This is a genomic window from Sinomonas sp. B1-1 (genome assembly GCF_050474465.1).
In the GTDB taxonomy this organism is placed as follows: domain Bacteria; phylum Actinomycetota; class Actinomycetes; order Actinomycetales; family Micrococcaceae; genus Sinomonas; species Sinomonas flava.
The window spans coordinates 20971-37453 of sequence record NZ_JBCHVF010000015.1; the positions used below are offsets into that span (position 1 = coordinate 20971).

18 protein-coding genes are annotated in these 16483 nt (G+C 69.2%); 14 read left to right on the forward strand and 4 right to left on the reverse strand.

Annotation, left to right across the window (positions count from 1 at the left end):
• Position 1 precedes the first annotated feature (1 nt).
• The 6 genes from ACQ5BE_RS17175 to ACQ5BE_RS17200 all read left to right on the forward strand — a co-directional run bounded on the left by ACQ5BE_RS17175 (position 2) and on the right by ACQ5BE_RS17200 (position 4396).
• Complete coding sequence (locus ACQ5BE_RS17175) at positions 2 to 883, forward strand: carbohydrate ABC transporter permease (protein WP_344297369.1); 882 nt, start codon at positions 2 to 4, stop codon at positions 881 to 883.
• Positions 880 to 1161: a hypothetical protein gene (locus ACQ5BE_RS17180; RefSeq protein ID WP_369802261.1), complete on the forward strand. Its 282-nt coding sequence runs from the start codon at positions 880 to 882 to the stop codon at positions 1159 to 1161. The genes ACQ5BE_RS17175 and ACQ5BE_RS17180 overlap by 4 nt, the downstream gene beginning before the upstream one ends.
• A 39-nt stretch (positions 1162 to 1200) precedes the next feature.
• Complete coding sequence (locus ACQ5BE_RS17185) at positions 1201 to 2214, forward strand: LacI family DNA-binding transcriptional regulator (protein WP_430298191.1); 1014 nt, start codon at positions 1201 to 1203, stop codon at positions 2212 to 2214.
• A gap of 105 nt (positions 2215 to 2319) precedes the next feature.
• Positions 2320 to 3360 (forward strand): hypothetical protein, encoded by a 1041-nt coding sequence (locus ACQ5BE_RS17190; protein WP_430298192.1) that lies wholly within the window; start codon positions 2320 to 2322, stop codon positions 3358 to 3360.
• Complete coding sequence (locus tag ACQ5BE_RS17195) at positions 3357 to 3824, forward strand: phage holin family protein (RefSeq protein ID WP_430298193.1); 468 nt, start codon at positions 3357 to 3359, stop codon at positions 3822 to 3824. Before ACQ5BE_RS17190 ends, ACQ5BE_RS17195 begins: the two co-directional genes overlap by 4 nt.
• Positions 3821 to 4396 carry a DUF3618 domain-containing protein gene (locus tag ACQ5BE_RS17200; RefSeq protein WP_430298194.1) on the forward strand — a complete coding sequence of 192 codons (576 nt, stop codon included), beginning with the start codon at positions 3821 to 3823 and terminating at the stop codon, positions 4394 to 4396. Before ACQ5BE_RS17195 ends, ACQ5BE_RS17200 begins: the two co-directional genes overlap by 4 nt.
• Before the next feature lie 86 nt (positions 4397 to 4482).
• Here the strand turns inward: ACQ5BE_RS17200 and ACQ5BE_RS17205 are convergent, their stop codons facing one another.
• The 4 genes from ACQ5BE_RS17205 to ACQ5BE_RS17220 all read right to left on the reverse strand — a co-directional run bounded on the left by ACQ5BE_RS17205 (position 4483) and on the right by ACQ5BE_RS17220 (position 7928).
• The gene (locus ACQ5BE_RS17205) at positions 4483 to 5310 is read right to left on the reverse strand and encodes a hypothetical protein (RefSeq protein WP_430298195.1); all 828 of its coding nucleotides are present in this window, start codon (positions 5308 to 5310) and stop codon (positions 4483 to 4485) included.
• 43 nt (positions 5311 to 5353) lie between these two features.
• The gene (locus tag ACQ5BE_RS17210) at positions 5354 to 6166 is read right to left on the reverse strand and encodes an exodeoxyribonuclease III (RefSeq protein ID WP_430298196.1); all 813 of its coding nucleotides are present in this window, start codon (positions 6164 to 6166) and stop codon (positions 5354 to 5356) included.
• Between the two features lie 78 nt (positions 6167 to 6244).
• Positions 6245 to 7090, reverse strand: a complete 846-nt coding sequence (gene nadE, locus ACQ5BE_RS17215) for an ammonia-dependent NAD(+) synthetase (protein ID WP_430298197.1) — start codon at positions 7088 to 7090, stop codon at positions 6245 to 6247.
• A 49-nt stretch (positions 7091 to 7139) separates the two neighbouring features.
• Positions 7140 to 7928 carry a FadR/GntR family transcriptional regulator gene (locus ACQ5BE_RS17220; RefSeq protein ID WP_430298198.1) on the reverse strand — a complete coding sequence of 263 codons (789 nt, stop codon included), beginning with the start codon at positions 7926 to 7928 and terminating at the stop codon, positions 7140 to 7142.
• Between the two features lie 132 nt (positions 7929 to 8060).
• On the opposite strand from ACQ5BE_RS17220, the gene ACQ5BE_RS17225 reads away from it, so the two are divergent.
• The 8 genes from ACQ5BE_RS17225 (at position 8061) to ACQ5BE_RS17260 (ending at position 16437) form a co-directional block, all read left to right on the forward strand.
• Positions 8061 to 9356, forward strand: coding sequence for an ABC transporter substrate-binding protein (locus ACQ5BE_RS17225; protein ID WP_430298199.1), 1296 nt, complete (start codon positions 8061 to 8063; stop codon positions 9354 to 9356).
• A gap of 89 nt (positions 9357 to 9445) precedes the next feature.
• Positions 9446 to 10393 carry a carbohydrate ABC transporter permease gene (locus tag ACQ5BE_RS17230; RefSeq protein WP_430298200.1) on the forward strand — a complete coding sequence of 316 codons (948 nt, stop codon included), beginning with the start codon at positions 9446 to 9448 and terminating at the stop codon, positions 10391 to 10393.
• A gap of 1 nt (position 10394) precedes the next feature.
• Entirely contained in the window at positions 10395 to 11267 is an 873-nt protein-coding gene (locus ACQ5BE_RS17235; RefSeq protein ID WP_430298201.1) for a carbohydrate ABC transporter permease, read from the forward strand.
• An 8-nt stretch (positions 11268 to 11275) separates the two neighbouring features.
• Positions 11276 to 12421 carry a galactonate dehydratase gene (dgoD, locus tag ACQ5BE_RS17240; RefSeq protein ID WP_430298202.1) on the forward strand — a complete coding sequence of 382 codons (1146 nt, stop codon included), beginning with the start codon at positions 11276 to 11278 and terminating at the stop codon, positions 12419 to 12421.
• A 34-nt stretch (positions 12422 to 12455) separates the two neighbouring features.
• Positions 12456 to 13106: a bifunctional 4-hydroxy-2-oxoglutarate aldolase/2-dehydro-3-deoxy-phosphogluconate aldolase gene (locus tag ACQ5BE_RS17245; protein ID WP_430298203.1), complete on the forward strand. Its 651-nt coding sequence runs from the start codon at positions 12456 to 12458 to the stop codon at positions 13104 to 13106.
• Between the two features lie 58 nt (positions 13107 to 13164).
• On the forward strand, positions 13165 to 14235 hold the full coding sequence (locus tag ACQ5BE_RS17250) for a Gfo/Idh/MocA family protein (protein WP_430298204.1): 1071 nt from the start codon (positions 13165 to 13167) through the stop codon (positions 14233 to 14235).
• A gap of 110 nt (positions 14236 to 14345) precedes the next feature.
• Positions 14346 to 15206, forward strand: coding sequence for a sugar phosphate isomerase/epimerase family protein (locus ACQ5BE_RS17255; RefSeq protein ID WP_430298205.1), 861 nt, complete (start codon positions 14346 to 14348; stop codon positions 15204 to 15206).
• A 64-nt stretch (positions 15207 to 15270) separates the two neighbouring features.
• Positions 15271 to 16437: a Gfo/Idh/MocA family protein gene (locus ACQ5BE_RS17260; RefSeq protein ID WP_430298206.1), complete on the forward strand. Its 1167-nt coding sequence runs from the start codon at positions 15271 to 15273 to the stop codon at positions 16435 to 16437.
• Positions 16438 to 16483 lie beyond the last annotated feature (46 nt).

Sequence of the window (16483 nt, forward strand, 5' to 3'; positions counted from 1 at the left end):
CATGGCAGCGACAGCAACCCTGCCTCGGACCGCAACTGTCCCGGAGCGCCGCAAGCGCTTCGACTGGGCCTCGCTCCGAACGTATATCTCCGCTGCGGTCATCCTGATCTGGTGCCTCGCCCCGGCCTACTGGATGATTGTCACCGCGTTCCGGGACACGGCGTACACGTTCGATCCGACGTTCTTCTTCACCCATGTCACGTGGGACAACTTCTCGACAGTGTTCGATGAGAACCTCGGCAACCACTTCGGCCGCAACCTGCTCAACAGCCTCATCGTGGCCGGCGCGACCACGATTGTCGCCCTCGTCGTGGGCGTCTTCGCGGCCTATGCCCTCGCCCGGCTGAACTTCCGGTTCAAGTTCGCCGTCCTCGGATTCATCCTCGGGGCGTCGATGTTCCCGGGCGTCGCCCTCGTGACGCCGCTGTTCCAGCTGTTCACCAACATCGGGTGGATGGGCACGTATCAGGCGCTCATCATTCCCAACATCTCGTTCGTCCTGCCGCTGACCGTCTACACGCTCACCTCGTTCTTCCGCGAGATGCCGTGGGAGCTGGAGGAGTCGGCGCGCATCGACGGCTGCACCCAGGGGCAGGCTTTCCGGAAGGTCATCCTCCCGCTGGCCGCACCGGCGACGTTCACGACCGCGATCCTCGCCTTCATCTCGGCGTGGAACGAGTTCCTCATCGCGAGCCAGCTCTCCTCGGACTCCACCCGCACGGTCACGGTGGCGATCGCGTACTTCGCCGGCGCCCAGCCGCATCAGGAGCCGTACACGGCGGTCATGGCTGCGGGCACGATCGTGACCGTGCCGCTCGTGATCCTCGTCCTGGTGTTCCAGCGCAAGATCGTTGCCGGCCTCACCGCCGGCGCGGTGAAGTGACGCCGGCGCAGGCGCCCGATCCGTATTCGGTGGGAGGGGCGGCCTACCGCCGCTCCTCCCGCCATCGGAAGGCTGTCGTCGAGCAGTTCGAGATCTTCATGGGCTTCCTGGGCTTCTGGGGGGTCGTGCTGCTCGGGGTGACCGCGTGGCTTGAGATCACGGGCCAGTTCGCGCTGGGCTGGGCCCTCGGGCTGCTCGCTGTCGTCCTCGCGATGGCCGGTCTCTGGGCATTGCGGCGGAAGGTGCTCCGCGGGGCCACCAACGACAACGAGGAATGAGGTTCCGCCGGTTCAGCGGATGCCTCCCGGGAGAGGGCAATGGTAGGCATCGAAGAAGTCGCGGCAGCGGCGGGGGTCTCGACGGCCACGGTCTCGCGGGCCATCCGTGGACTGCCGCGGGTGTCGCCCAAGACGCGGGCGAAGATCCTCGCCACGGCCAAGGAACTCGGCTATGTCCCGTCGTCGGCCGCGTCGCGGCTGGCGACGGGGAAGACGCGCACGATCGGCGTGCTTGCCCCGTACGTCGACCGGTGGTTCTTCGGGAAGGCGATTGCGGGGGTCGACCAGGAGCTGCATGGGCGAGGCTACAACCTGTCCCTCTTCAATCTCGGCGGTCGTACCGCCCCGCGTGAGCGGCTCTTCAGCCGCTCGATGGTCCACAAGCAGATCGACGCGCTCCTGCTGCTGTGCATGTTCCTCCACCCGGAGGAGATCGACGACCTGCATGCGATCGACATCCCGCTCGTGGTCGTGGGGGGACCCGTCCCGGGGTGTCCCAATGTGGGGATCGACGACTACTTGGCCGCGCGCTCCATCACAGAGCACCTCATCGACCTCGGGCATCGGCACATCGCGCTCCTCCACGGACAGGACGACTCCGACCTGAATTTCTCGGTGCCGAAGATCCGGGTGGAGGGCTTCCACGACGCTGTCCAGGCGGCGGGCCTCGAGCTCCATCCCGATGCCTCCCTGTTCGGGAACTTCACGGTGCAGAGCGGTGTCGAGGCGATGCGGCGCTTCATGGACCTCCCGGAGCCGCGGCCTACGGCGATCGTGTGCGCGTCGGACGAAATGGCCCTCGGCGTGCTCTTCGAGGCGGCCCGGCAGGGGGTGCGGGTGCCGCAGGACCTCTCAGTGGTCGGCATCGACGGCCACGAGATGGGCGAGTGCGCCGGGCTCACCACCGTGTGGCAGGACCCGACGGCCCAGGCGCGCCGGGGGACCCAGATGCTCATGGGGGAGCTCGGGGGCGATTCCGGGGCGGTGCGCAGCGAGCTCGCCGAGCAGCGGCTCATCGTCCGCGAGACCACCGCACCGCCCCGTTTGGTATAGCAAAGACTCATTTTTCGTTTCTCGAACGTCTGAATGGACGTCGCTCGGGTAGTGGCCAGATTGTCACACCCGCTCGACCCTCAAGGATCGCGAGAGGAACCGATGATGACTGATCCATATTCGACCACCCCAGGTACACCGCCGCGCCCTGACTCGAAGCCAGCCGCCGCCAAGCAGGAGGCCGAGGGTGTCGCCGCAGAGGCAGCCTCCTCTGCAGGCGCCGTCAAGGACGTCGCGAAGCAGGAGGCGACCACGGTCGCCAAGGAAGCCAAGTACCAGGCCAAGGACCTCATCCACCAGAGCCGCCAGGAGCTGATGGACCAGGCGGCCCAGCAGCAGACGCGCGCGGCCGAGGGCCTGAGGTCCATCCACCGTGAGCTCAGCTCCATGGCGTCCAACAGCGAGCATGAAGGGGTTGGCACCGATCTGGTCCGCCAGGCAGCCGAGAAGTCCGCCAGCTTCGCTGAGTGGCTCGACCAGCGCGACCCGGGTTCGCTCCTTCAAGAGGTCAAGTCCTACGCACGGCGCCGCCCGGGCGCGTTCCTGGCCCTTGCGGCCGGTGCCGGGCTGCTTGCCGGACGGCTCACCCGATCGCTCGCGGCCGGGGCCACCGACGAATCGAACGGCGCTGCCCAGCGCCAGTACCCGGCCGGGGGCCAGTACTCCGCCGGCACCCAGTACCCGAGCGGTACCGAGTACGGAGCCGGCACCGAGTACGCCGCGGGGAACCAGTACGGTGACGGCCAGTACGGTGATGGCCAGTACGCGGCCGGCCGGCATGGCGAGGGCCAGTATGGCGAGGGCCAGCATGCCGCAGGCCAGTACTCCGGCGGCACTGCTGGAATGGGCACTGCGGGAACGGGCACGCCGGCCGCTGATCTGGGCCAGGGTGCTGCATACCCTGCACCCGAGACCGGCGCCTACGGCCGGGGCGCGGCGCCGAGCGCGTACACGCCGGCCCGCGGCGAGGACGGCGCCCTGACGAACGCCGTCGACGAGGGCGGGGCGTACGGGCAGACCCCCGGCCAGGACGCGGCATACCGCGAGTACGAGAACGAGGACGGTTCCGGTGCCGGCGGGGTGCAGGGCGAGGTCCCGCCGCTGGACACGGAGCGCCTGCGCCGGGAGAGGGATGATCTGCGATGAGCCACGTCCCCGACTACGGAACTCCGTCGCCGGGCGCGCCCACCGCAGCTGGGGCCGCGCCGCCAGCGGAGCAGAAGGCCGCATCATCGTCGCTGGGCGATCTGGTCGGCGATGTGGCGGCGGACCTCTCGACGCTCATGCGCCAGGAGCTCGAGCTCGCCAAGGCCGAGGTCAGGCAGTCCGCCACGAGCGCGGGCAAGGGCGCGGGCATGTACGCGGGGGCCGGAGTGGCAGGCCACTTCGTCCTGCTGTTCCTGTCGCTGGCGCTCTGGTGGGCGCTCGGCTACTACTTGACCGGGCTCGGGTGGTCTGCCGTCATCGTGGCAGTCATCTGGGGCATCATCGCAGCCGTCCTCGCTGCCCGGGCGAAGAAGGAGATGGCCGCGATCAAGGGCCTCCCGCGCACCACCGACACAGTGAAGAAGATTCCCGAAGCACTCAAGCCGAGTGAGGAGCCACGATGAGCCAGAATCCTGATGCCATTCGAGCCGACATCGAGCAGACCCGCGAACGGCTTGGCTACGACGTCGACGCGGTGGCGGACAAGGTGACCCCGTCGCACATCGCCCACCGCCAGGGCCAGAAGATCAAGGGGGCGATGAACAGTATGAAGGACCGGGTCATGGGTGCCGCCGACGATGTCTCGGAGGGCACGCACGGAGCGATGTCCGACGCCGGTGCGGCTGTCGACCGCACGCAGCAGCGAGTTGCGCGGAAGACGCAGGGCAACCCGCTCGCTGCGGGTCTCATCGCCTTCGGCGCTGGCCTGCTCGTGTCCTCGCTCATCCCGCCGAGTGAGAAGGAGCGGGAGGTCGCCCAGACGCTGAAGGAGAAGGCCGAGCCGGTCACCGACCAGCTCAAGGACGCCGCCTCCGAGGCCGCTTCGAACCTGAAGCAGCCGGCGCAGGAGGCCGTGGAGAGCGTCAGGGGTACCGCGTCCGAGAGTGCGCAGGCCGTGAAGGAAGAGGCCCAGGACCAGAAGCAGGTCGTGCAGGAGCGGGCGCAGGACGCCCAGCAGAACCTGCGCGACCAGTAACGGTACCCGAGCGAGTGGCGGCGCGGCCGCGGGGGAACAGCCCCCGCGGCCGCGCCGCCGTCGTGCGTCCCGCAGTGGAAGGCGGGTCAGGAGGCGCGGGCGAGCTGGCGAATGGGGATCCAGCGGGAGGCGAGCCGCCGGTAGGCCGCTGCGGCCCCGGTCATGTCTCCCTCGGCGAGGCATTCGATGCCGAGGAGCACGTCGGTCGGGGACTCGTCGGGGTAGACGCGGTCGGCCACGGCGCCGTAGTCGAGTTCGACCGCGGAATCGGGGTGGAACTCCTCGAGCCATTCGGTGAGGGACGTGAGTTCGTCGAGGAGGTTCATCTCGGGGGCCGCGAGGGCGAGGTTCGCCACCGCGAAGCGTGCCCGATGCAGCGCCTTGGCCCACGTTGTCGTGATCCGGACGGTCTGGACGTGGTCGGCCTCCTCGACCACCTCGGTGGCGTCCTGTTCGTGGAACAGCACGAACCAGCTGAACGGTATCCCCCACAGGGATTCGCGCGTGTTGATCCGGGGCGTGCCGGGCTCGGAGGCAATCCGGTCGACGCGCTCCTGGTGCTTGGCGCGGGCCGGGGCCGGCAGCAGCACCGTGGCCAGTGGGGTCGGGGCCGTCGTGAGCACCGATTCAGCAGCGAGGCCGGCCCGGAGGACAAGCTGCGAGGGGCAGTAGAGGGTCCGCCCGTCGATGGTGACCGTTCGCGTGAACTCCGCGTCGTCGTCCGGGAAGGGATCCCCCGAGGAGGAGATGATGCGTCCCAGCGCCGCCTCTGACTCGGCGGTCTCGAGGCCCCGGCGCCCTGGTTCGCGCCCCGCGAGGCTGTGCTCCATGCGGGCGCGCTCCTCAGGGCTGAAGGCCTCGAGTGGCTCGTAGACCCGCAGGTGCGATGACAGGGGACCGTGGTACGGGCTCATGTCACGCCGCCCGCCGGGAGCCCGGTCCCGGGACGCCGCCGGATCACGAATCCTCCGCCAGCTCCACGACGACGGGCGCGTGGTCGGAGGCGCCCTTGCCCTTCCGCTCCTCGCGGTCGATGTGCGCGTTGACCACCCGGGCGGCGAGCGCGGGGGAGGCCAGCACGAAGTCGATGCGCATGCCTTCCTTCCGCGGGAAGCGGAGCTGGGTGTAGTCCCAGTAGGTATAGACGCCGGGGCCCGGGGTGTGGCGCCGCACCACGTCCTCGTAGCCGCTGGCTTCGAAGGCGCGGAATGCGTCCCGCTCGGGCTCGCTCACGTGCGTGTAGCCCTCGGTGCGGAAGAGCTCGATGTCCCACACGTCCTCGTCGCGCGGGGCGATGTTCCAGTCGCCCACGAGGGCGATCTGGGCGTCGGGGTCCTGTGCGACCCATTCGGCGGCGTGGCCGTTGAGCACCTTGAGCCACTCGAGCTTGTACGGCATGTGCTCGTCATCGAGGGCACGGCCGTTGGGAACGTAGAGGCTCCAGACCCGGACGCCGGCGCAGGTCGCGGCCATGGCGCGCGCCTCCTGCACGCCGTCCTTGCCGCCCTTGCCGAAGGCTGGCTGGTCGGGGAACGTCCGCTCGACGTCGGTCAGGCCCACGCGGGACGCGATCGCCACGCCGTTCCACTGGTTGACGCCGAAGTGCGCCACCTCGTAGCCGTTGCGTTCGAAGAGCTCCCAGGGGAAGTTCTCGTCCTTGCACTTCGTCTCCTGGATCGCGAGCACGTCCACGTCGCTGCGCAGGAGCCAGTTCTCGACACGGTCGGCTCGGGCGCGGAGGGAGTTGACGTTCCAGGTAGCGATCTTCACGCCGCCCACGCTATCAATCACCGCAGCGAGTCGGCACCGTGCGGTGTCGACTCGCTGCGATGTGAGGGTGGAGGATCGCTACTTCGTCCAGGCGGTCGCGCCCTCGTGCCACCAGGTGTCGAAGCGGGTGACGGGCGTGGCCCGCTTGTGCCGGGTCAGCAGGTAGCGCTTCTCGATCGACTCGGCGGCGGAATCGGAGACCTCGCGCCCCTCGAGGTAGTCGTCGATCTCCTCATACGTGATGCCGAGCTCGTGCTCGTCATGCCGGCCAGGCTGGAGGTCGAGTAGGTCCGCCGTCGGAATCTTCTCCGACACGCGCTCAGGGGCTCCTAGGTGCCGGAGGAGGGCTCGGTTCTGGCGCTTGTTGAGGCCGAACAGCGGCAGGATGTCCGCGCCGCCGTCGCCATACTTGGTGAAGAAGCCGGTGACCGACTCCGCGCCGTGGTCCGTGCCGATCACGAGGAGATTCCGCTCGCCGGCGATCATGTACTGGGCGATCATCCGGGCCCGCGCCTTGGTGTTGCCGCGCACGAAGTCGGTCAGCTCGTCGTCCGACGTCCGCTCGAACTCCTGCTCGAACCCTTCCACTGCAGGCTTCACGTTGAACGTCCACTCGGTCTTGGCCTTGATGAAGTCGAGGGCTGCCTGGGCGTCCTCCTCGTCGTGCTGGACGCCGTGGGGCAGCCGCACGGCGACGAAGTCCGCGTCGACGCCCTCGTCCGCGAGCGAGTCGACCGCGAGCTGGGCCAGCCGCCCGGCGAGGGAGGAGTCGAGGCCTCCGCTGATGCCGAGGACGAAGCCCTTGGTGCCCGTCGCCTTGAGGTAGTCCTTGAGGAATCCGACGCGGGCCGCCACTTCCGCGGCCGGGTCGATCTCGGGCTTGACGCCCATCTCCTCGATGATCTTCGCCTGGAGTTCGCGCATGGGCCTAGCGTAGACCAGCCCGGTGCCGGGACACGCAGGGCGCCGTGGGTCAGGTGGCCTCCCACATGTGGGCCATCTCCACGAGGGACTGCTCCACGATCTTCTCCATGCCCGCGCGCGCCGCCGGCCCGTCCCCGCGCTGGATCGCCGCCGCGACGTCCATGTGCCACTCGAGCGCGGCGTGGTCCGGCAGCTGCGGCATGAGCCCGTACTGCACACGTCCTTCGAGGACCTCCTGGGTGAGGAGGTGCAGCTTGCCGATCATCCGGTTCCCGCTCGCGGCGAGCACCATGTGGTGGAACGTGACGTCGAGGTCCAGGAACGCCTGCTGCCGCCCGGTCTTCCCCGCCGCCCACATTGAAGCCGCCAGCCGGACGATCTCCTCCCGTTCGGCGTCGCTGGCGCGCTCGGCGGCCAGCAGCGCGGCGAGCGGCTCGACCGCGTTGCGCAGCTCCGTGAGCTCGCGCAGCTGGGTCAGCCGGGCCGGGGAGGCGAGCTTCCAGCGGATCACCTGCGGGTTGAAGGCGTCCCACGACTCCTCGGGCAGCACGACCGTGCCCACGCGGCGCCTTGCCTCCACGAGCCCCAGCGACGCGAGCACGCGGAGCACCTCCCGCACGAGGGTCCGCGAGATGCCGAACTGCGCCTCGAGCTCGTCGGAGTTCAGGACGGACGACGGCGGGAGCTCGCCGGAGCAGATTCCCGCGCCGAGCGCGTCGAGGATCTGGGTATGGCGCCGCGACGCCGTGGCGGCCACAGTGGCGAGGGGCCCCGATGGCGGCGGCGAGCTGTCGCCGTCGTCCGTGGAGGCTGTCTGCAGCTCCGTCGCGTGCACCATGGAGAAATCATACTGTGACGTGGGCAACTCTTGAATACGTACTACTTATAACTTAGTGTCGCTGCTGAGATCCGACGTAAAGGGGCGTCGGACGCGGGTCGCCACGGCGGTCCGAGAGATTGGAGTTCAACGGTGAAGGTTCAGTCATTCATCAGGGCGGCGGCCGTTGCCGCCATCGCGAGTCTGGGGCTCGCGGCCTGCGGTTCAGGGAGCAGCGGGGGCAACGAGAGCAGCGACGCTGCCGGACCCCTGCGCGTCACGCTGGCCAACCACGTGTGGACCGAGCAGATCAAGGCGGCCATCCCGGAGTTCGAGAAGGAGACCGGGGTCAAGGTCGAGCTTACCCAGCTCGGCGAGGACCAGCTCTCGGACCAGTACAACGTCAAGCTCAACGCGGGCAGCGAGGACATCGACGTGATGATGTACCGCCCCCTGCAGGAGGGCAAGCTCTTCGCGAAGAACAAATACCTCGCCGACCTCTCGGACAACGTCAAGAAGGACTCGTCCTGGGACTGGAACGACTTCCAGCAGAACACCGTCGCGGCAACGACCTCTGACGGCAAGGTGGTGGGCGTGCCGATCATCACCGAGCGCGAGGTGCTCTACTACCGCAAGGACCTCCTCCAGGGCGCCGGCATCAGTGTGCCCAAGACCATGGACGAGCTCAAGGACGCCGCGGCCAAGATCAAGGCCTCCAACCCGGACACCGCCGGCTTCGTGGCCCGCACGGGCAAGTCGACCGCGGTGACCCAGTTCTCGAGCTTCCTGTACAGCTTCGGCGGCGACTTCATGAAGGACGGCAAGGCTTCGGTCAACACGGACGAGGCCAAGAAGGCCTACGCCTTCTACGGTGGCCTCATCAAGGACTCCGGCCCGGCCAACGTCTCCACCGACATGAGCTGGCCCGAGGCGATGGCCATCTTCACCCAGGGCAAGGCCGCGTTCTACACGGAGGCCGACTCGCTCTACAAGAACGCCACCGACCCCGCCAAGTCCAAGGTCGCCGACAAGGTCGGCTTCGCGCCGCTGCCCGCGGGCCCCGCCGGCTCCAAGCCGTATAACATCCCGTCCTGGGCGCTCGGCATCAACGATGCCTCCAAGCACAAGAACAACGCGTGGAAGTTCGTGCAGTGGGCCACCTCGAAGGAGCGCACGCTCGCGACCCAGAAGGCCGGCGTGCCCGGCGCCCGGACGTCCGCCTGGTCGAGCCCGGACGGGATCTCGACCTATCCGAAGGACCTCGCGGACGCGATCACGGTCAGCGCCAAGGACGGCGTGGGCCACGACCGACCCGAGGTCGTGACGGTGAGCAAGGCCCGCGAGATCGTCGGCGCGCCCATCGTCGCGGCGATCACCGGCGCGGACTCCGCGAAGGCCGCTGACCAGGCCCAGTCCGACTTCTCGAAGTTCCTCGAGTCGGACAAGTAGCCGCACCGATCCGCCGGAGTCAGGCCGGGGCGCGCGACCGCCGTCGTGCGTCCCGGCCTGACCGGCCCGATCCCCTGGCAAGGTAACCCATGGCTTCCACGACCATCGACCCGGACCTCACCAACGCCCCGCCGCTGCGGCCCCGGCCCACCTCGGCCTTCTCCACGTGGGCCAACCGCCACCGCAAGTGGCTCTTCGCGGCACCCGCTATGGCCTTCGTGGCCATCCTCATCGTCATCCCGCTCGTCTGGACCGCGTACCTGTCTCTGACGGACGCCCGCGGGTCCGTGCGCGCGGCGGCCGATTTCGTCGGCCTGAAGAACTACCTCACCGTGCTGACCGATACCGCCCGCTTCTGGCCGGCCGTGGGCCGCACGGTGCTGTTCACCGGGGTCGTGCTCGTGTTCGAGGTGGTCCTCGGCATGTGCATCGCACTCCTGCTGTGGCGTCCCTTCCGGGGCGAGCGCTGGGTCCGCGTCGCGGTCCTGCTTCCGCTCGTGGCGACCCCGGTGGCCGTCGGCATGATGTGGCGGCTCATCTTCGACCCGAACATCGGCTTCGCGAACCAGGCGCTCGGCTGGTTCGGGATCCCGCCCCAGCCGTGGCTCGCGGGCCAGGAGTCGGCGCTGTGGACCACGATGTTCATCGACGTGTGGCAGTGGACGCCGATGGTCGCGCTCATCCTCCTCGCGGGCCTCACGTCCCTGTCCGAGGAGCCGCAGGAGGCCGCGAAGATCGACGGCGCGAGCACGTGGCAGCGGTTCTGGTTCGTCACCCTGCCGCTCATGATGCCCACGGTGGTCGTGGCGATCCTCCTGCGCGGCATCGACGCGCTCAAGACCTTCGACATCCTCTACGCGACCAAGGGCAAGGGCGGCGGATCGTTCAACGAGGTCGAGACGCTCAACGTCTACGCCTACGGCCTCTCGTTCGACTACAACCAGTACGGCGTCTCCTCCACCGTGCTGATCCTGTTCTTCCTCCTCATCATCGGCGTCATGTGGGCCCTCACCGGCCGCAAGAAGAAGGAGTCCTGAGATGGCACGCACGACGGCGCTCCCCGCCTCGGGCGCGACGCCCGCCCGCCGCCGCAGGCCGGCCTCGACCCGCGTGTACCCGACGTTCAGGGTCGTGGCCCTCATCGCGACCGTGGTCGCGCTCATCCTCCCCCTCGTGTGGATGGTCCTGGCGTCACTGAAGACCAATGTGGACATCTACGACCCGTCCAAGTCGATCCTGTTCGAGCCGACGCTCGAGAACTACGTCAACGTCCTCACGCGCAACAACTACTTCGTCTTCGTCGCGAACAGCTTCTGGGTCGCGTTCGTCTCAACGGTGCTCTCGCTCGTCCTCGGCGTGCCGGCGGCCTACTCGATGAGCCGCTTCACGATGCACCGCTCCGCGCTCGTGGTGCTCATGGCCCGCGTCATCCCGGGCGTCTCGCTCCTCGTGCCCTGGTACTACGTGTTCTCCAACCTGCGCATGGTCGGCGGGTTCGAGGTCCTCATCCTCAGCCACATGTTCGTGGCGCTGCCGCTCATCGTGTACATCATGATGGGCTACTTCGACTCGATGCCCCTCGAGCTCGAGGAGTCGGCCCAGGTGGACGGGCTCACGCCCATCGGCGCCTTCCGGAGGATCACCCTGCCGCTCTCCGTGGCGGGCATGGCGACCGCGGGGATCCTCGCCTTCATCTTCTCGTGGAACAACTTCATGTTCGCCCTCGTGCTCTCGGGTGCGAAGACCAAGACCCTGCCCGTGGCGATCTTCGACTTCGTCTCGTACGCCAGCATCGACTGGGGCGGCCTCATGGCGGCCGCCACCGTCGTGACGCTGCCGATCATGGTGATCGCACTCTTCGCCCAGCGCTACATCGTCTCGGGCCTCACAGCCGGCGCGACGAAGGGCTGAGGAGGCACATGAAGATCACACGCATCGAGACCTTCCTCGTCCCGCCCCGCTGGCTCTTCGTCCGGCTCGAGACGGACACCGGGATCGTCGGGTGGGGCGAGGCGACCTGCGAGGGCCGTTCCGAGACGGTCCGCACCGCCGTCGACCAGCTCTCCGAGCTCCTCCTCGGCGAGGACCCGCTGCGCATCGAGGACCACTGGCAGGTGCTCACCAAGGGCTCCTTCTACCGTGGAGGCCCCATCCTCGCCAGCGCCGTCGCGGGCCTTGACCAGGCCCTGTGGGACATCGCGGGCAAGCACTTCGACGCGCCGGTCCACCAGCTCCTCGGGGGTCCCGTCCGGGACCGCATCCGGGTCTACGGCTGGGTGGGCGGCGACGAGCCGGGCGAGGTGGCGGACCAGATCGCAGCCCAGCTCGAGGTGGGCCTGACCGCTGTCAAGATGAACGCGTCCGGGAAGATGTCGCCGCACGGGAGCGTCTCCGAGCTCGACGGGGTGGTGCGGCGCGTTGCCGCGGCCCGCGAGGTGCTCGGCCCGGACCGCGATGTCGCGGTCGACTTCCACGGGCGCTTCACCCTCGCGACCGCCCGCCGGGTCGCCTCGCTCCTGGACGAGCTCCACCCGTTCTTCCTCGAAGAGCCCGTGGTCCCGGAGAACTCGCACCTCATCGGCCGGCTCACCGACTCGACCACGATCCCCGTGGCCACGGGGGAGAGGCTGTACTCGCGGCAGGAGTTCCTCCCCGTGCTGCAGGCGGGGATCGCGGTCGCGCAGCCGGACCTGAGCCACGCGGGCGGCATCACCGAGGTGCGCAAGATCGCGGCGCTCGCGGAGACGTTCGACGTCCAGCTCGCCCCGCACTGCCCGCTCGGGCCCCTCGCGCTCGCGGCCTGCCTCCAGGTCGGCTTCTCGACGCCGAACTACCTGATCCAGGAGCAGAGCATCGGCATCCACTACAACCAGGGCGCCGAGGTCCTGGACTATGTGCTGGACAAGACGCCGCTGCGCTTCGTGGACGGATCCATCGAGCGGCTCACGGGCCCTGGCCTGGGCCTCGAGATCGACGAGGCCGCCGTGCGCGACGCGGACCGCCGCGGCCACGCCTGGCGCGGGCCGGTGTGGAGGCACCCGGACGGGGCCTTCGCCGAATGGTGACCTGCCGCCCCCTGACCTTCCACGAAAGGCGCCCATGACGACTCTGGACATCCCCACGCTCCTGGACGCTGTCCGCACCAGCCGGGTCGTCGCCGTCGTGCGCGGGGACTCCGCCGAGCACGCCGCCGACGCCGCCCGCATCCTCTTCCGGGAGGGCATCCGGCTCGTGGAGATCGCCATGACGACGCCTGAGACGCCGTCGGCGATCGCCGCCGTCGCGCCCAGCGTTCCCATGGGCTCCTATCTCGGCGCCGGGACCGTCATGACCCCGCAGGACGTGGACGTGGTCGCTGCCGCCGGCGCGTCGTTCATCGTCACGCCGAGCGTCTCGGCGTCCGTCGCCCACGCCGTGGACCGGGGCATCCCGGTGCTCGCCGGCGCCTTCACGGCTACGGAAGCCTACGAGGCGTGGCGCCAGGGCGCGGCCGCGGTCAAGCTGTTCCCGGCCTCCGCGGTGGGGCCGGGATACCTCAAGGCACTCGCTGACCCGTTCCCGCAGATCCCCTTCCTGGCGGTCGGCGGCATGGGGCTGGCCGAGCTCCCGCAGTACGTCGCCGCCGGGGCGCTCGGCATCGGCGCGGGAGGCCCCCTCGTGGGCGACGGCGCCCGGGGCGGCGACCCGGAGGCGCTCGCGGAGCGGGCGCGGGCCTTCGTGGCCGCTGCCGCGGCACTCGACGGGTCCTGACACGGCACCGAACGGCAAACGGTTGCCTCTGCGTGCTCCGCGTCACTAGCGTGGTGCCATGCCCACTGACGCGCCTCCCCCGCCCCCGTCCGACTCCCTCCGCTCCGCAGTCGTCGGGTGCGGGGACATCTCAGCCCAGCACATCGCGGCGATCGCCGCGCTGGCCGAGAGCGGGTACGCGAGGCTCGCCGCCGTCGTCGACCGCGACCCGGGGCGCCGCCGGGCTGCGGCCGAGACGAACGGCGTCCCTGCGTTCGCGAGTCTCGGCGAGCTGCTGGCTGAGGGGGCGGTCGACGTCGTGCACCTCTGCACCCCCCATGGCGACCACGCGGCTCTCGCAGAGCAGGCACTCGCCGCCAGCGTGCACGTCCTGACGGAGAAGCCGGTGGCGCACACGCTCGGGGATGCCGAGGCGCTCACCTCGGCGTCAGACCGCGCGTGGGCGGCCGCCGGCACGCAGCTCGGGGTGTGCTTCCAGAACCGCTACAACGCCCCGGTGGTGGCCCTGCGCAGGCTCGTGCGAGACGGGGGCCTCGGCGGCATCCTCGGGGCGCAGGCCACGGTCATGTGGCACCGCCCGCCGTCCTACTACGAGGCGCGCCCGTGGCGCGGCACGTGGTCAGGCAGCGGCGGGGGGCTCCTCATGAACCAGGCCATCCACACCCTCGACCTCCTCCAGTGGCTCGTGGGGCCGGCGCAGGTGGTGGACGGGCGCGCCTCGACGCGCGCCCTTCAGGGGGTGATCGAGGTCGAGGACACCGCGGACATCCTCCTCGAGCATGCCGCGCACGACGGCGCCGCCGTCCGCAGCGTCTTCTTCGCCACCAACGCGAACGCCGTCAACGCGCCCGTGACCCTCGACATCCAGACCGAGCGGGCGGAGCTGTCCCTCCGAGGCGCCCTCACCGTGCGCCATGCGGACGGCCGAGTAGAGGTGGTCGAGGAGGCCGGGGTGCTCCCGGGAGAGCGCAGCTACTGGGGAGCCTCGCACCAGCTCCTCATCGCCGACTTCTACCGGGCGGTGGCGGCGGGCGAGCGCTTCTGGATCGGCGCCGAGGAGGCGACTGCCTCCCTGCGGCTCATCAAGGACGTGTACGCGCGCTCGTACCCCCACGGCGAGTGGGTCTGAATCCGGCAACTGTTGGCAAACGTTTACCGTGCGTTGCTGCCCGCGCCTAGAGTGGATGCACGTGTGACCGCCGCCACTGCGGCGGCAGGTGAGAGCGATTGAGGAGAACCATGGCCACGATCGGCGTGCAGGCAATGATGCTCAAGGAGAGCTTCGCGGACATCGGCCCCTTCGAGACCCTCCGCAAGGTCGCGGACATCGGATACCGCGCCGTGGAGGTGTCCCAGATCCCGATGGACCGGGAGAACGTCGCCGAGCTCGAACGCTCGCGCAGGGAGCTCGGCATCGAGTTCGCGGCGCTCTCCGCCCAGCTCGACGGCGAGCCGGGAGCGACGCCGTACCCGCTCGCCTCCGATGTCGAGCGCGCGGCGGAGGACTGCAGGCGGCTCGGGACGGACATGCTGCGGATCGGCATGCTCCCCATGTCCGAGCTGCGCAGCGAGGCACGGGTTGTCGACTACGCGAAGCGCGTGGAGAAGGCCGCGCAGGCGCTCGCGGACCACGGCGTCACCCTGTACTACCACAACCACCATGTCGACTTTGCCAGGATGGGCGGCCGCTACGTCATGGACATCCTGGCCGAGGAGGCCCCCAGCATCGGGCTCGAGGTGGACGTCCACTGGGTCCAGCGCGGCGGCCTCGACCCCGTCCGCACGCTGCAGAAGTACGCTGGCCGCACGGCGATGGTGCACCTGAAGGACTACCGGATCGGCGCCCTGTCCGAGGAGGGCATCGCCGCCTACGAATCCGGCGATTCCACCGCCTTCCAGAGCCACTTCAAGGATGTGGTCCAGTTCGCCGAGGTGGGCGAGGGGAACCTCGACTTCGCCGCGATCGTGCCCGCCGCCATCGACGCCGGCGCCCGCTACCTCCTGGTCGAGCAGGACCTGCTCTACGGGCGCACGGTCTTCGAGGCCCTGACCACCTCCCACGACAACCTCGTCGCCCTCGGTTTCGGCGACCTCTTCTGATCAACTCCTGATCAACTTCTGATCAACACCCACTTCTGATCCGCACCGACAAGGAGCACGCAGCATGAGCAGGAAAGTCCGCCTCGGGATCATCGGGTTCGGCAACCAGGGCAGCCAGTACGCGAGGCTCGTCGCCGACGGGCGCGTGGGCAACATCGAGGTCACGGCCATCGCCGACATCGATCACGCCCGGCGCGAGCTCGCCGCCCAGCAGCATCAGGGCGTCACGCTGTTCGAGGACCATCTGTCGATGCTCGACTCCGGCGAGGTCGAGGCCGTCGTCACGACCGTGCCCCATTACCTCCACCCGGTCATGGGCATCCAGGCGCTCGAGCGGGGCCTCCACGTCCTCGTGGAGAAGCCTGCGGGCGTCTACACGAAGCAGGTCCGCGAGCTCAACGAGTTTGCCGCCTCGAAGCCCGAGCTGACGTTCGCGATCATGTTCAACCAGCGCACCAACCCGCTGTACCGCCGGCTCAAGGAGATCGTGGATTCCGGCGAGATCGGCGCGATCCGCCGCACGAATTGGATCATCACCACCTGGTACCGGCCGCAGGCGTACTACGACCAGAGCGCCTGGCGGGCCACGTGGGGCGGCGAGGGCGGAGGCGTGCTGGTCAACCAGGCCCCGCACCAGCTCGACCTGTGGCAGTGGATCTGCGGCGTGCCCCAGAAGGTCTTCGCGAAGGCAGCCTTCGGCTTCCGCCGGGCCATCGACGTCGAGGACGAGGTCGTCGCCGTCGTCGACTACGGCGGCGGCGCGACAGGGACCTTCACCACCGCGACCCACGAGCTCGTGGGCACCGACCGGTTCGAGATCTCCGGGGACAAGGGCAAGATCGTCGTCGACGGCTCCACGACCGCCGTCGTCACCCGTTTCCGCCACTCCGAGCAGGAGGTCAGCGCGGGCATCCCGCCCGAGGAGATCTGGAAGATGACCAGCGACCAGTTCGACCCGGACGAGTACTACACGCAGGAGACGCTCGAGTTCGACACCGCATGGGGTGGCCAGCACGCGGCCGTCCTGGAGAACTTCGCCGCGAACATCCTCGACGGCACCCCGCTCATCGCGCCGGGAAGCGACGGCATCCTCGGCGTCCGGCTGGCCAACGCAATCCACCTCTCGGCGTGGACCGGCAGGGAGGTCCCCATGGACTTCGACGAGGACGAGTTCCTGGCCGAGCTGAACAAGAAGATCGCCGAAGAAGGCAAGTTCCCCCAGCAGCCCTGACCGCCAGGCCGGGCCGGCCAGCCCGAACGGCGCGGCCAGCCCGGCC